The organism is Flavonifractor sp. An92, from assembly GCF_002159175.1.
In the GTDB taxonomy this organism is placed as follows: domain Bacteria; phylum Bacillota; class Clostridia; order Oscillospirales; family Oscillospiraceae; genus Pseudoflavonifractor_A.
The window spans coordinates 64,218-78,204 of the sequence record NZ_NFGZ01000012.1 but is presented as its reverse complement, the minus strand read 5'-3'; the positions used below and the strand labels follow the sequence as shown (position 1 = coordinate 78,204).

At 64.3% G+C, this 13,987-nt stretch carries 15 protein-coding genes; 8 read left to right on the top strand and 7 right to left on the bottom strand.

Annotated elements, in window-relative coordinates; translation table 11 throughout:
* Nucleotides 1–8 precede the first annotated feature (8 nt).
* From B5G43_RS09975 to B5G43_RS09945, 7 genes are all read right to left on the bottom strand, one after another.
* Nucleotides 9–947, bottom strand: coding sequence for a beta-ketoacyl-ACP synthase III (locus B5G43_RS09975; RefSeq protein ID WP_087260812.1), 939 nt, complete (start codon nucleotides 945–947; stop codon nucleotides 9–11).
* On the bottom strand, nucleotides 944–1,897 hold the full coding sequence (locus B5G43_RS09970; protein ID WP_087260810.1) for an acetyl-CoA carboxylase carboxyltransferase subunit alpha: 954 nt from the start codon (nucleotides 1,895–1,897) through the stop codon (nucleotides 944–946). Before B5G43_RS09970 ends, B5G43_RS09975 begins: the two co-directional genes overlap by 4 nt.
* On the bottom strand, nucleotides 1,887–2,771 hold the full coding sequence (gene accD / locus B5G43_RS09965; RefSeq protein ID WP_087260808.1) for an acetyl-CoA carboxylase, carboxyltransferase subunit beta: 885 nt from the start codon (nucleotides 2,769–2,771) through the stop codon (nucleotides 1,887–1,889). Before accD ends, B5G43_RS09970 begins: the two co-directional genes overlap by 11 nt.
* Nucleotides 2,772–2,793: 22 nt before the next feature.
* Nucleotides 2,794–4,173, bottom strand: a complete 1,380-nt coding sequence (gene accC, locus B5G43_RS09960) for an acetyl-CoA carboxylase biotin carboxylase subunit (protein WP_087260806.1) — start codon at nucleotides 4,171–4,173, stop codon at nucleotides 2,794–2,796.
* Between the two features lie 95 nt (nucleotides 4,174–4,268).
* Nucleotides 4,269–4,736, bottom strand: coding sequence for an acetyl-CoA carboxylase biotin carboxyl carrier protein (accB, locus tag B5G43_RS09955; protein WP_087260804.1), 468 nt, complete (start codon nucleotides 4,734–4,736; stop codon nucleotides 4,269–4,271).
* 13 nt (nucleotides 4,737–4,749) lie between these two features.
* Nucleotides 4,750–4,977: an acyl carrier protein gene (locus tag B5G43_RS09950; RefSeq protein WP_087260802.1), complete on the bottom strand. Its 228-nt coding sequence runs from the start codon at nucleotides 4,975–4,977 to the stop codon at nucleotides 4,750–4,752.
* Nucleotides 4,978–5,309: 332 nt separating this feature from the next.
* A complete protein-coding gene (locus tag B5G43_RS09945; RefSeq protein ID WP_087260800.1) occupies nucleotides 5,310–6,233 on the bottom strand; it encodes a selenium metabolism-associated LysR family transcriptional regulator in 924 nt (307 codons plus the stop codon).
* Nucleotides 6,234–6,325: 92 nt separating this feature from the next.
* On the opposite strand from B5G43_RS09945, the gene selD reads away from it, so the two are divergent.
* The 8 genes from selD to B5G43_RS09905 all read left to right on the top strand — a co-directional run bounded on the left by selD (nucleotide 6,326) and on the right by B5G43_RS09905 (nucleotide 13,934).
* Complete coding sequence (gene selD, locus B5G43_RS09940; RefSeq protein WP_087260798.1) at nucleotides 6,326–7,381, top strand: selenide, water dikinase SelD; 1,056 nt, start codon at nucleotides 6,326–6,328, stop codon at nucleotides 7,379–7,381.
* Between the two features lie 293 nt (nucleotides 7,382–7,674).
* Nucleotides 7,675–8,733 (top strand): YedE family putative selenium transporter, encoded by a 1,059-nt coding sequence (gene yedE / locus B5G43_RS09935; RefSeq protein ID WP_087260796.1) that lies wholly within the window; start codon nucleotides 7,675–7,677, stop codon nucleotides 8,731–8,733.
* A gap of 18 nt (nucleotides 8,734–8,751) precedes the next feature.
* Nucleotides 8,752–8,955, top strand: a complete 204-nt coding sequence (locus B5G43_RS09930) for a sulfurtransferase TusA family protein (RefSeq protein WP_087260794.1) — start codon at nucleotides 8,752–8,754, stop codon at nucleotides 8,953–8,955.
* 1 nt (nucleotide 8,956) lies between these two features.
* The gene (locus B5G43_RS09925; RefSeq protein WP_087260792.1) at nucleotides 8,957–9,199 is read left to right on the top strand and encodes a DUF3343 domain-containing protein; all 243 of its coding nucleotides are present in this window, start codon (nucleotides 8,957–8,959) and stop codon (nucleotides 9,197–9,199) included.
* A 147-nt stretch (nucleotides 9,200–9,346) separates the two neighbouring features.
* The gene (locus B5G43_RS09920) at nucleotides 9,347–10,618 is read left to right on the top strand and encodes an ATP-binding protein (protein ID WP_087260791.1); all 1,272 of its coding nucleotides are present in this window, start codon (nucleotides 9,347–9,349) and stop codon (nucleotides 10,616–10,618) included.
* Nucleotides 10,619–11,497 carry a response regulator gene (locus tag B5G43_RS09915; RefSeq protein WP_087260789.1) on the top strand — a complete coding sequence of 293 codons (879 nt, stop codon included), beginning with the start codon at nucleotides 10,619–10,621 and terminating at the stop codon, nucleotides 11,495–11,497.
* 245 nt (nucleotides 11,498–11,742) lie between these two features.
* Complete coding sequence (locus B5G43_RS09910) at nucleotides 11,743–12,777, top strand: PTS sugar transporter subunit IIC (RefSeq protein ID WP_087260787.1); 1,035 nt, start codon at nucleotides 11,743–11,745, stop codon at nucleotides 12,775–12,777.
* A gap of 203 nt (nucleotides 12,778–12,980) precedes the next feature.
* Complete coding sequence (locus tag B5G43_RS09905) at nucleotides 12,981–13,934, top strand: hypothetical protein (RefSeq protein ID WP_087260785.1); 954 nt, start codon at nucleotides 12,981–12,983, stop codon at nucleotides 13,932–13,934.
* Nucleotides 13,935–13,987: the final 53 nt, after the last annotated feature.

Below are 13,987 nucleotides of genomic sequence, written 5' to 3'. Positions count from 1 at the left end.
TTCCGCTCTTACCACTGGAACAGCGCGCCGCCCCAGGTGAGGCCCGCGCCGAAGCCGATGCACATCACCCGCTGGCCCCGCTTCAGGAGCCCGGCGGTGTTCATCTCATCCAGGGCGATGGGGATGCTGGCGGCGGAGGTGTTGCCGTAGCGCTCCATGTTCTGATAAAACTTCTCGATGGGTGCGTGGAGGCGTTTGGCCGCCGTCTCGATGATGCGGCGGTTGGCCTGGTGGGGGACGATCCAGTCGATGTCGTCCATGGTCAGGCCGGAGCGCTCCAGCAGGGTGTTGGCACAGGAGGGAATGGCCTCCACGGCGAAGCGGTAGACCCCCTGGCCGTTCATGTGGACGGCGGCGGTCTCCGGCCCGGGGCCGTTGACCCACAGGATCTCCCAGTTGCCCCGGGAGCCCAGCAGAGCCTCCCACAGCGCGCCCTCCTCCAGGCCCAGCACCGCCGCGCCCGCGCCGTCGCCGAAGAGGACGCAGGTGGAGCGGTCGGTCATGTCCAGCACCCGGCTGAGCTGTTCACAGCCGATGAGCAGGGCGTAGGGCTTGCTGCCCAGGGACAGCAGACCCCGGACGGTCTCCAGGCCGTAGAGGAAGCCGGTGCACCCGGCGTTCAGGTCAAAGCAGGGCACATCCTCGGGGATACCCAGGGCGGCCTGCACCAGGCAGGCGTCGGAGGGAGCGGAGTGGTCGGGGGTGCAGGTGGCCACCACGCACACGCCGATCTCCTCGGGGCGCACATTGGCGCGTTCCATGGCCTGCCGGGCGGCCCCCACCGCCAGGTCCACCGCCGTCTCCCCGTCGGAGAAATAGCGCTGGGCGATGCCGGTGCGGGTGCGGATCCACTCGTCGCTGGTGTCCACGATCTTACTCATGTCGTCGTTGGTGACGATCTTGCCGGGAACACAGCGGCCAGTGGAAATGAATTTGAGACCCATCATGTTCTGTCCTTTCGGGCCTCAACGGTGTAGCGCAGGCCCATGTCACGGAATTTCTGATAGCGGTGGGCGGCGGGCGAGCGCAGCTTCAGCAGCTGCTGCAGGCTGATGTACAGCGCCCGGTCCACCGCGGAAAAGACGGCGGCGGGGTTCTGGTGGGCGCCGCCCAGGGGCTCGGGGATGATCTGGTCGATGACATCCAGCTCCAACAGGTCGTCGGCGGTGAGCTTCATCACGTCGGCGGCCTCTCCGGCCCGGCCGGAGTCCTTCCAGAGGATGGAGGCGAAGCCCTCGGGGGAGAGCACCGAGTAGACGGCGTTCTCCAGCATCAGCACCTTGTTGGCCACGGCCAGCGCCAGCGCGCCGCCGCTGCCGCCCTCGCCGATGATGACGCTGATCACCGGCACGGTGAGGGAGCTCATCAGAGCCAGGCTGGAGGCAATGGCCTCACCCTGGCCGTGGGCCTCGGCCTCCAGGCCGGGGTAGGCGCCGGGGGTGTCCACGAAGGTGATGATGGGCCGGTGGAACTGCTCGGCCTGCTTCATCAGGCGCTGGGCCTTGCGGTAGCCCTCGGGGGAGGGCATGCCGAAGTTGCAGGCCATGTTCTCCTGTAAATCCTTGCCCTTGCGGTGGCCGATGACAGTGACAGGGAGGCCGTGGTAGAAGCCCACGCCGCCCAGGATGCTGGGGTCCTCCCGGCACAGCCGGTCGCCCTTGCACTCAAAGAAGTCGGTGATGAGGGCGTTGATGAAGTCCGCGGTGCCGGGGCGTCCGGCGTGGCGGGCCACATAGACCTTGTCACCGGCGGAGAGATCCCGGCAGGCCTCCAGGAGCTCGGAGCGGTCCCGCACCAGCTGGGCGTAGCGCAGGCGGGAGGCGCCCTGGTCGCTGCCCGACAGCTTCGCCATCTCAGCGTCGATGTCGGCGATCTTCTCTTCGATCTCACGAATCATGGAGCTTGCCTCCCTTCTGGTGGAGCCGGAGGAGCTGGGAGATCACGTCCCGCATGCGGCTGCGGGGGACGATCTGGTCCACGAAGCCGTGCTCCTCCAGGTATTCGGCGCTCTGGAACCCCTCGGGGAGCTTCTGGCCGATGGTCTGCTCGATGACCCGGGGCCCGGCAAAGCCGATGAGGGCCCCCGGCTCGGCCAGGGTGTAGTCGCCCAGGGAGGCGAAAGAGGCCGTCACGCCGCCGGTGGTGGGGTGGGTGAACACCGAGATGTACAGTCCGCCGCTGCTGCGGAAACGGTCCAGGGCGGCGCTGGTCTTGGCCATCTGCATGAGGGACAGGATGCCCTCCTGCATCCGGGCGCCACCGCTGGCGGAAAAGATGATGAGGGGCAGCTTCTGCCGCATGGCGTACTCCACCGCCCGGGTGATCTTCTCACCCACGGCGATGCCCATGCTGCCCATGAGGAAGCTGCTGTCCAGGACAGCGGCCACCACGCTGCGGCCGTTGATCTTGCCCCGGGCGGTGACCACGCCCTCGGTGAGACCGGTCTTGTGCCGCAGACCGGCGAGCTTCTCCTCATAATTGGGGAAGCTCAGGGGGTCGGTGGAGCACAGGTGCTCGTCCAGCTCCTGGAACGTGTGGGGGTCCAGCAGCATGGAAAGACGCAGATAGGCCCCGATCTTGTGGTGCTGGCCGCACTCGGGGCAGACATACAGGGAGCGGGCCAGGTCCCGCTTGGCCACGGCGGCCCCGCAGGCGGGGCACTGCTCAAAGACGCTGGCCTCGGGGCGCTTGACGCCGGCCTTTTCCCGCAAACCCCGCTGGCGCTGAAGCTGCTCCAGCTTGGCACGGCGCTGTAAAAAGATGTGATTCACGGCAGTCTCCTTTCAACGCGCCTTACTGGTCCGAGAGGGACTGGCACTCCCAGCGCAGCAGCTCTTCCTGATTCTGAGCCAGGAAGCCGGTGTCGTACTGGCCCCGGACGAAGTCGGGGTGGTGGAGGATCAGATGGCAGAAGTCGGCGGTGGTGGGGTAGCCGTCGATGACCAGCTCGGCCAGGCACCGGCGCATGCGCCGGATGGCCTCCAGCCGGGTGGGGGCATGGACGATCACCTTGGCCACCAGGGAGTCATAGTAGGGGCTGACCGAGTACCCGTTATAGAGGAGGGTGTCCACCCGCACCCCGGGGCCGCCGGGGAGGTGGAGGAACTCGGTCTTGCCGGGGCAGGGGCAGAAGCCCCGGGTGGGGTCCTCGGCGTTGATGCGGCACTCGATGGCGTGGCCGGTGAGGGTGATGTCCTCCTGCTGCACCGAGAGAGGCAGGCCCGCGGCGATGCGCAGCTGCTCCTTCACCAGGTCCAGCCCCGTGACCATCTCGGTGACGGGGTGCTCCACCTGGATGCGGGTGTTCATCTCGATGAAGTAGAAGTGGCCCTCCCGGTCCACCACGAACTCGATGGTGCCGGCGTTGACGTACCCCGCGGCCTTGGCGGCGGCCACGGCGGCCTTGCCCATCTCGGCGCGCAGCTCGGGGGTCAGGGCCTTGGAGGGAGATTCCTCCATGAGCTTCTGGTTCTTCCGCTGGATGGAGCAGTCCCGCTCCCCCAGGTGGACCACGTTCCCCTGGGTATCGGCCAGGATCTGGAACTCGATGTGCCGGGGGTTGAGGATCAGCTTCTCCAGATAGAGCTCGCCGTCTCCGAAGCAGGCCACGGCCTCGGCCCGGGCCTCGTCAAAGAGGCGCTCCAGGTCGGCCGGGTCGTCCACCCGGCGCATGCCCCGGCCGCCGCCGCCGGCGCTGGCCTTGATGAGCACCGGATAGCCGATGGTCTCGGCCAGCTTGGCGGCCGCGGTGCTGTCGGGCACCGGGCCGTCGGAGCCGGGCACCACCGGCACCCCGTGCTCCTGCATCAGGGCGCGGGCGGCGGCCTTGTTGCCCATCTGCCGGATGATGTCGCCGCTGGGCCCGATGAAGCTCAGGCCGCTCTTGGCGCACAGGTCGGCGAACTCCGCGTTCTCGGAGAGGAAGCCGTAGCCGGGGTGGACGGCGTCACAGCCGCTCTCCACGGCGGCAGTCAGCAGGGAAATGGGGCTGAGATAGCTGTCGGCGGCCTTGGCGGGCCCCACGCAGACGGCCCGGGTGGCCAGCTGTACGTGGAGGGCATCGGCGTCGGCGGTGGAGTGGACCGCCACGCTCTCAACGCCCAGCTCCTGGCAGGCGCGGATGACCCGCACCGCGATCTCGCCCCGGTTGGCGATCAGAACTCGCTTGAACATAGCAAAACCTCCATGGGATTCCCGCGCAGATGAGAGACCGGCTCCGGACATGGAGGTCGTCTGCTATGGCGCGGTTATTGCGGCTGGGGCCGGGATCAGCACTCCTTCACGCGGAACAGGGGCTGGTCGAAGCCCACCAGCTCGCCGTCGGACACCAGCACCTCGGTGATGACGCCGCTGACGGGAGAGGGGACCTCGCTCATCATCTTCATGGCCTCCAGGATGCACAGGGTCTGGCCGGCCTTCACCTGGGCGCCCACGGGGGCAAAGGGGGCGGCGTCGGGGGAAGAGGCGGCGTAGAAGGTGCCCACCAGGGGAGCCTTGATGAGGGTGCCCTCCGCCTCGGCAGGAGCGGCGGCGGGAGCCTCCGGGGCGGGCGCGGGAGCGGCGGCGGGGGCCGCAGCAGGGACGGGCGCGGCCACGGGGACGGCAGCCACGGGCGCCGCCGCCACCGGCACGGCCTTGTCCAGCATCAGGCGGAAGCCCTTGCTCTCCAGCTCCATGCGCTGGATGGCGCTGCCCTCAAAGCGCTCCATCAGCGCTAAAACTTCGTTCAGTTCCATGGCCCTGCGCCCCTTACTCGGCGTGCTCCTCCAGATAGCGGACGATGTCGCCCACGGTCTGGACTTCCTTCAGCACCTCGTCGGGCATGGACACGCCCAGCTCATCCTCCAGAGCGGCGTTCAGATCCACGGCGTCCAGGCTGTCCAGCTCCAGATCGTCGGTGAGGCTGGCCTCCATGGTGACGGCCTCCAGATCGCAGCTCAGGTTGCTCACAATAATGTCACGGACCTTCTCAAACATAGTTACGTTCTCCTTTCCCTTTGCGGGGGCGACGGACGTCGCAGTTTGTAGTTTCAAAAATTTTAATTAAAAAAATTTAATTAAAAAGTTTAAACGTATTTTACGGAACAGACCAGAAAATGTCAAGCGGTTTTTTTCGCCCAAAAACGCGAAATGCCGCGGCCGAATCGCTCCGGTCGCGGCATTCTGGGCGGGATACCCTGTGGAAATGGAAGAGACTTGGGGGCTGCGGGGGGATGGCTTCTGTGGAAATGACACAGTGCCGCCCCACAGCGGGGCACAAAACACACAAAATCCAGTGGCTCGGACCCGCCGAACTTTGGCAGGGAAACTCAGGTCACATCTTCGGCGGAGATCTCGTTCTGGAAGTAGCGGGGCAGCTCCTTGAGCAGCATGGCGGCCGCCGGGGAGTGGGGGCGGTTGCGGTGGTGGATGAGGTAGAACTGCCGGGTGAGGAGAGGGCTGTCGAAGTCAAAGGACAGCACCGCGCCCATCTGCACATAGTCGCTGGCGGCCAGGCCGGAGACGATGGAGATGCCCAGGCCGTTTTTGACGCCCTGGAGGATGCTCTCGGTGCTCTGCAGCTGGGCGGCCAGGGTCAGCTCCCGGGGGTCCACGCCGATGCCGCGGAGAAATTCCTCACTGCGCTTGCGGGTGCCGGAGCCGGGCTCCCGGACCAGGAAGGGGCTGGAGCGGAGGACCTGGCCGGTCATCTCCCCGCCCAGCTCCTGATACTCGGGGGTGTTGGGGGTGACGATGACCATCCGCTCGGAGAAGAAGGGGGTACAGACACATCCGGCCTTCTGGACCGGGGAGCCGATGATGCCCAGCTCCGCGCCGTTTTCAAAGATGCGCTGGGCCACCTGGCTGCTGTCCCCCTGGAACACCTGGAAGAACACCTTGGGGTAGCGCTGGCGCAGGTGGGGCAGGATGCGGGGCAGGAGGTACTGGGAGGGCACCGTGGACGCCGCCACCGACAGCGCGCCCTGGATGTCCGAGGAGGCGGTGCGCACATCCTGCTCCGCCCGCTCGCACAGACCCAGGATCTGATTGGCGTAGCTGAAGAGGATGCTGCCTGTGGTGGTGAGCTGGATCTCCTTGGTGGAGCGCACCACCAGCTTGGTGCCCAGCTCGCTCTCCAGCGCGCTGATGTGGGCGCTGATGGTGGGCTGGGTCAGATAGAGGGCGTCGGCCGCCTTGGAAAAGCTCTTCAGCCGCGCCACCTGGACAAACACTTCCAACTGCTTGAGCTGCATAGAAATCGTTCCTCTCTCCTGTTGCTATTTGCGAACTCACAGGGTAGAATAGAGGGGCCTCGCGGAATACCAGAGAAAGAAGGTGCGGAATCATGTCATCCCAGAACAAAGCCATCAAGCTCACCGAGATGACTTCTGCCGGCGGGTGAGGCGCCAAGATAGGACCGGGTGTCCTAGGGTCCCTGCTCGCCGATCTCCCCCGCATTTACGACCCCAACCTGATGGTTGGCTTTGACTCCAGCGACGACGCCGCCGTCTATCGCATCAACGACGACACCGCCATGATCGCCACCGTGGACTTCTTCCCGCCCATCGTGGACGACCCCTTCCAGTTCGGTCAGGTGGCCGCCACCAACGCCCTCTCGGACGTGTGGGCCATGGGCGGTACCCCCAAGATCGCCATGAACCTGCTCACCTTCCCCAACTGCCTGCCCCTGGAGATCGTCAAGGGCATCCTGGCCGGCGGTTATGATAAGGTGATGGAGGCCGGGGCGGTCATCGTGGGCGGCCACAGCATCGAGGACAAGGAGCCCAAGTACGGCCTGTGCGTCACCGGCTTCGCCCGCCCCGAGGAGATCCTCACCAACGACGGCTCCAAGGAGGGCGACCTCCTCATCATCACCAAGCCCCTGGGCACCGGCGTGCTCTCTACCGCCGCCAAGGCGGACCTCCTCAGCGAGGCGGAGTACAACGAGATGATCGCCGTGATGACCACCCTGAACAAGAAAGCCCAGGAGGCCATGCTCCCCGTGCGCCCCAACGCCTGCACCGACATCACCGGCTTCGGCCTGCTGGGCCATGTGCAGGAGATGGCCAAGGGCTGCAAGCACACCATCGAGCTGTGGGCCGACGCAGTGCCCATCCTGCCCAAGGCCCTGGAGCTGGCCCGAGACGGCATCATCCCCAGCGGCGCCTACAACAACATGGGCTACCTGGCGGACGATGTACAAGTGGACGCCGGCATCCCCCTGGAGCGCAGCGACATCCTCTACGATCCCCAGACCGCCGGCGGTCTCCTCATCTCGGTGCCGGAGGCCCGGGCGGAAGAGCTGCTCCACCGGCTCCACGATCTGGGCGTGCCCGGCGCAGCCATCGGACAGGTTCTCCCCTTGGGAGAGCGCCTGGTCCGCGTGCGGCCCGGCCGCTGAACCCCGCAGAAGAAACGGACTCCGGTCAGACCGGAGTCCGTTTTTTTGTGCCGGAATCCATTCTACCCGTATGAACTAAGTATACACAGCCCCTGTCGAAAAAGAAAGGGTATATTTGTTATAAAAATAAAAGATATTGATAAATACAGGGGTTATTTCTCTGCCTTTATTGCATTTTTCGATATAGAATCCAAGCCTATATAGAGAAGATTGATTTCCAATCCAAGGACCCCTGGGCTATAATGGCACTGCAACCGTGTGTTGGTGTGTTACAAGTACAAGGAGGAGATTCTATGTCAAAGTGGAAAGACCACGGCCTGATCATCCTGGCCGGCCTCATCGTGGGCGCCTGCTCGGTGATCCTGGTGGCGCTGGGCAATCCGGCCAACATGGGCTTCTGTATCGCCTGCTTCCTGCGGGACATCGCCGGCGGCGTGAAGCTCCACTCCGCCCCCATTGTGCAGTATGTCCGCCCGGAGATCATGGGCCTGGTGCTGGGCGCGTTCATCATGGCGCTGGCCGGGAAAGAGTTCAATGTCCGGGGCGGCTCGTCCCCCATGGCCCGCTTCGTGCTGGGCTTCTGTGTGATGGTGGGCGCCCTGATGTTCCTGGGCTGCCCCCTGCGTATGGTCATCCGCCTGGGCGGCGGTGACGGCAACGCCATCCTGGGCCTGGTCGGCTTCGTGCTGGGCATCGGTATCGGCACCCTGTTCCTGCGCGCCGGCTTCTCCCTCAAAAAGTCCACTCCCCAGCCCAAGGTGGAGGGCGTCCTGATGCCCGCCGTGGCCGTGGGCCTGCTGATCCTGCTGGTGGGCGCCCCCGCCCTGCTGATGTTCTCGGAGAGCGGCCCGGGCTCCATGCGTGCCCCCATCGCCGCGGCTCTCATCGCCGGTCTGGTGGTGGGCGCTCTGGCCCAGAAGACCCGCCTGTGCATGGTGGGCGGCATCCGCGACGCCCTGCTCTTCAAGGATTTCCACCTGCTCAGCGGCTTTGTGGCCATCTTCGTGGCCGTGCTGGTGGGCAACCTGATCCTGGGTAAGTTCAACCCCGGCTTCGCCGGCCAGCCTGTGGCCCATGTGGACGGCCTGTGGAACCTGCTGGGCATGGTCCTGGTGGGCGTGGGCTCCGTGCTGCTGGGCGGCTGTCCCCTGCGCCAGCTGATCCTCTCCGGCAGCGGCAACAGCGACTCCTCCATGGCCGTGCTGGGCATGGTGGTGGGCGCCGCCTTCTGCCACAACTTCGGTCTGGCCTCCTCCGCTGACGGCCCCACCGCCAACGGCAAGATCGCCGTCATCCTGGGCCTGGTGATCGTGTGCGCCATCGGCGCCCTCAACCTGGGCAAGAAGAAATAAAGGAAAGGGAGTTATCACATGAACGAACTGGACGCCAGAGGCTATTCCTGCCCGGAGCCGGTGCTGATGACCAAGAACGCCCTGAAGGGCGGCGTGCCCCTGAAGGTGCTGGTGGACAGCATGACTCCCGTACAGAACATCACCCGCTTTGCGACCAATGCCGGCTACAAGGTCACCCACAAGGCCGTGGGCGAGGACTTTGAGCTGACCATCTCCAAGTAAGATGGAACAGATCGCCACCTTCCATACCCACTTCGGAGCCATTCAGTTCCAGAAGCTCTGCAAGGACCGGGGGGACAAGCCCAAAATGATGCCCGTGCCCCGTGCCCTGTCCGCCTCCTGCGGCACCTGCGTCAAATTCCAGGTCCCCTTCGACCCGGAGTCCATGGTCCACGAGGACATGGACAGCATCTACGCCGTGGAGGGCACGGATTACCGGCTCCTGTTCCACAACGAGGAAGAATAGACCCTGCTGCTGGGAGGGCCTCCGCTTTTGCGGAGGCCCTCCTTTTTGATTCGCAACGTGTAATTTATTTCCCGGTGTATACAAAGCTATGAAAGTATTGTATGATAATAGAGGAATTCAATGGAAGTTCGGAGAAGGAGGACAAGCATGGAACAAGCATCCCGACGGCGCTCCGCCCTGCTGGGCGCGCTGGTCATTGCGGTGGCCTCCCAGGTCTCCATGGGTCTGGAGCCGGGGGCCTTCACCATTTCCATCGCCGTGGTGCTCCTGCCGGCGCTGTGCTCCCTGTGGCCGGTACTCCCGGTGGCGTGGAGCATGGTACTGGCCGCGCCGGGGGTGTTCCTCCTGCGGGCGCTGGCCCGGCTGACCACGGTGGGCACCATGGCCGGGAGCTGGAACGCCCACGCGCCGGAGATGGTCTTTTATGTCTGTTACGGCCTGCTCTTCGAGCTCTACCGCCACAAGGTGCGCTTCCACCCCTTCCCCCTGTGGGCCTGCCTGCCCCTGGCCGGGCTGGACGCCCTGTCGAACCTGGCCGAGCTCCTGGTCCGGGTGGGGCTGGACGCCTTTCTCCCCGCCTCGCTGGGGCAGCTGCTGCTGGTGGGCGCGGTGCGCAGCATCCTGGCCTGGGGGCTGCTGCGGCTGCTGGACGGGTACGGCTTCCAGCTCCTGCGGCGGGAGGACGCCGACCGCTACCGCCGCCTCCTCCTGATGACCGCCAGCCTCAAGAGCGAGGTGGCCTGGATGGACAAGGGCACCGCCCTCATCGAGGACACCATGAACCGGGCCTACCACCTGTACAGCTCCCTGCGGGACAACGGCGGGACGGCGTCAGACGTGGAGCTGGCCCTGTCGGTGGCCACCGACGTTCATGAGGTCAAAAAGGAGTACTTCCTCATCATGCGTGGCATCTCCGAGGCTCTGGAGAAGGAGGACGCCGGGGCCGGTATGGTCTGGCAGGATCTGGCCGCCCTGCTGGGGCAGAGCGTGGCCCAGACCGCCCAGGCCGCCGGAAAGCAGGTGGTCTTTCAGCGGGACAGCCGCGTCCAGTTCTACACCACCCAGCACCACTACCTCATGTCCATCTTCCACAACCTGCTCAACAACGCTGTGGAGGCCGCCCCCACCCAGGGGGTCCACCACATCGCCCTCACCGCCCGGGCGGAGGGGGACAACTACTGCTTCACGGTGCGGGATGACTGCGGCGGCATCCCGCCGGAGCGGCTGGGCCAGATCTTCCTGCCCGGCTTCTCCAGCAAGATCAACTACACCACCGGCGCCATCAACCGCGGCCTGGGCCTGCCCCTGGTGAAGGGGCTGGTGGAGGAAAAGCTCCACGGCACCATCGCCGTGTCCAGCGCGGACGGTGCCACCACGTTCACCATCCATATCCCCAAATCGGAACTGGAGGAAGGTTAAATGCTCTTTTATCTGGTCGATGACGATCCCGCGGTGCTCAATGTGCTGCGTATGATCATCGAGGACAGCGGCTGCGGCTGCGTCTGCGGCACCGCCTCCAGCGGCTCCGACGCCCTGGAGGACCTGAACTATATGCGTCCCCACATCGTCATCGTGGACCTGCTCATGCCCGGCATGGACGGCATCGCCTTTGTCCGCCAGGCCCACGAGCGCTACCCCCAGCTCCACTTCGTCATGCTCTCCCAGGTCACCAGCAAGGACATGGTGGCCGAGGCCTACGCCACCGGAGTGGACTTCTTCATCACCAAGCCCATCAACAGCATCGAGGTGGTGGGGGTGCTGCGCCGGGTGGGGCAGATGATCACCATGGACTCCACCCTGGAGCAGATGCGCTCCATCCTGGGCGGCGGGGTGGGCCGTCCGCCCGTCCCCGCCGGGGAGCCCACTCCCCCGCCCGCCGCTCCCGCGGAGGAGGAGGACCGGGTGCAGAGCACCCTCAACATGGTCCTCCACCGGCTGGGCATCAGCGGCGATCCCGCCTGCCGGGACATCGCCCAGGTGGTGGGCTATCTGGTCAGCCAGGACAGCGGCCAGCCCCAGGACACGGTGGCCCAGCTCTGCGCCCGCTTCAGCGACTCCCCCAAGGCCATGGAGCAGCGCATCCGCCGGGCGGCCACCGCCGGGATGACCAATCTGGCCAACCTGGGCATTGAGGACTACTCCAACGACACCTTCACCGAATACGCTGGTACGCTCTACCAGTTTGAGCAGGTCCGGCGGGAGATGGACTGCATCCGCGGCAAGTCCGGCCGCCATGGGCGGGTGTCGGTCAAGAAGTTCCTGTATGCACTGGCCGCGCTGTGCGGGGGCCATTCCTGAGAAAAAAATTTCACTACTATGTTCTTTGCTTCCTACTAAAGCGAACTGCTGGAATAAACTGCCTGATTTTGTCTGCGTTTTGCACAAAGTCAAGGCAGTTTTCTTTTGCGAAACTATACAAAACTGGAGAGTTCGGTAAATTTTACAGCTTCCTTTCTGTTACTTCCTGTAGTTTTATGAAGAGTGCCTATAAACTAGAAGCATCAGCAAAAGGAAAGTCAATAAATCGACGGAGGTATGAAGCTATGACAACCATTCTTTTAGGTATGGGCCTGCTGCTCCTCACGCTGGCCGGGTTCTCCCTCTTCAGCATGAAGGCACCGATGGGCTCGAAAGCAATGTCTGGTCTGGCCAATGCGGCTGTGGCCACCTTCCTGGTGGAGGCCGTACACCGCTATATCTCCGGCGACCTTCTGGGTCTGACCTTCATCGGCGAAGTGGGCTCCACCGCCGGCAGCATGGGCGGCGTGGCCGCCGCCATCCTGGTCCCCATCAGCATGGGCGCCAACCCCATCTTCGCGGTGGTGGCCGGCGTGGCTGTGGGCGGCTACGGCATCCTGCCCGGCTTCATCGTTGGTTATCTGGTGGGCTTCCTGGCTCCCCTCATTGAGAAGTATCTGCCCGAGGGCCTGGACGTCATCGCCGGCGCCCTGCTTCTGGCTCCTCTGGCCCGTGGCGTGGCCTATGCGGTCGATCCCGTGGTCACCGCCGGCATGGGCTACATCGGCCAGACCATCATCGCCGCTACCGAGCAGTCCCCCGCTCTGATGGGCCTCCTGCTGGGCGGCATCATCAAGATGATCTGCACCTCTCCCCTCAGCTCCATGGCTCTTACCGCTATGCTGGGCCTGACCGGCCTGCCCATGGGCATTGCCGCCATCGCCTGCTTCGGCGGTTCCTTCACCAACGGCTTCATCTTCGCCCGTCTGCACCTGGGCAACCGCTCCAACGTGGTGGCGGTCATGCTGGAGCCCCTGACTCAGGCTCACATCATCACCCGGCATCCCATTCCCATCTACGCCTCCAACTTCTTCGGCGGCGGTCTGGCCGGTGTGGCGGCCGCTCTGCTGGGCATCGTGAACAACGCCCCCGGCACTGCCTCTCCCATCCCCGGCCTGCTGGCTCCCTTTGCCTTCAATGATCCCAAGACCGTCGTTCTGGCGCTGGTCCTGGCTGCTCTGGGCGGCTCTCTGGCTGGCTTTGTGGGCAGCATCGTGTTCAAGCGCTTTGACAAGAAAGTGCCCGCTGTGGAGAATGCCTCCACGGAGCCGGCGGTCTGATCCCTTCCCCGTTCTGGCTCCGAACGGGAGACATGCCGACTAAGCGAGTGCGATAGATCCTTCTTTCATTCCTGGCAACGATCGCAGCAAGGGCGCTGGAGAAATCCAGCGCCCTTGCTCTTTTTCTTGCGATATCGGAACTTCGGGGACGGCTCTGTCCCCTTCCACCCTCCCGGCGCTCCGGCGTCAGGAGGGATGTTTTTATGGCAGACTTTACGCAAAACTATGGGCTCCACCAGTGGGAGCCCACCGACCCGTTCCTGCGGGAGGATTTCAATCAGGACTTTTCGACGATCGACACGGCTCTGGGCCGGGCGGAGCGCAGTACGGAGGCAAACGCCTACAATGTCTACAACCTGATGCTCCAGAACTACTACGAGAGCAAATACACCGGGTATAAAAAGGCGCTCGTATTCGACGGCTTCACCGATGAAAGCGGCATCGCGGAGAAGAGCGAGGCCCTTTATCTTTATGAGGGGAAGCTGTTCCTCCCCGGCCTTCCGGCGGAGGGACCCGGGACACCTTATTCCAGCGACTACATCCAGATGCAGGGCACATGCAGCACCCTCACCTACACGGCACAGGCCCGATACCAGCTCACCCGCTTTACCTGGAAGATGATCGGAGCCGGTGAAAATACCTGGTCGGTCACCGCGGTCCTGTATCATAACGGCCTTCAGGAACGCACCATCAATCAGGATGTGCGAATCTATGGCAGTTTCCGGGAGGTCAGCATCGATCTCCCCTCAGTACAGATGGAGCCGGGGGACACCTTCTATCTCACCATCAGCGGATTTAGTTCGAACTGCTCCGGTTATACCGTGGAGGGCAGCGGACATCTGGCGGGATACTTTTCGGTCTCCTCCCTGACTGCGGAAACAGGGACTCTGACCAGCCAATCCATCTCCCTGGAGACCTATGACTGGGCCCTGGGCTGGGTGCGCTACCGGGGCGGCAGCATTTCCTGCCTGCTCAACGGTGTGAAGATGGACCTGGTGGAGACGACAGAGACCGTGGATCTCCAGGGAAATGCCTGTACCCAGGCAGCCTTCCGGCTGGAGGACGGCGGCAGCGGCCCTGTGGCGGTCACCCTGACACTGGACCGGGGCGAGGATGATACCATAATCATCTACGACTACGGAATCATTTTCCTGTAATAGAGAGTAAAAAACTCCCCCCGGACTAACGTCCGGGGGGAGTTCTCAGGAGT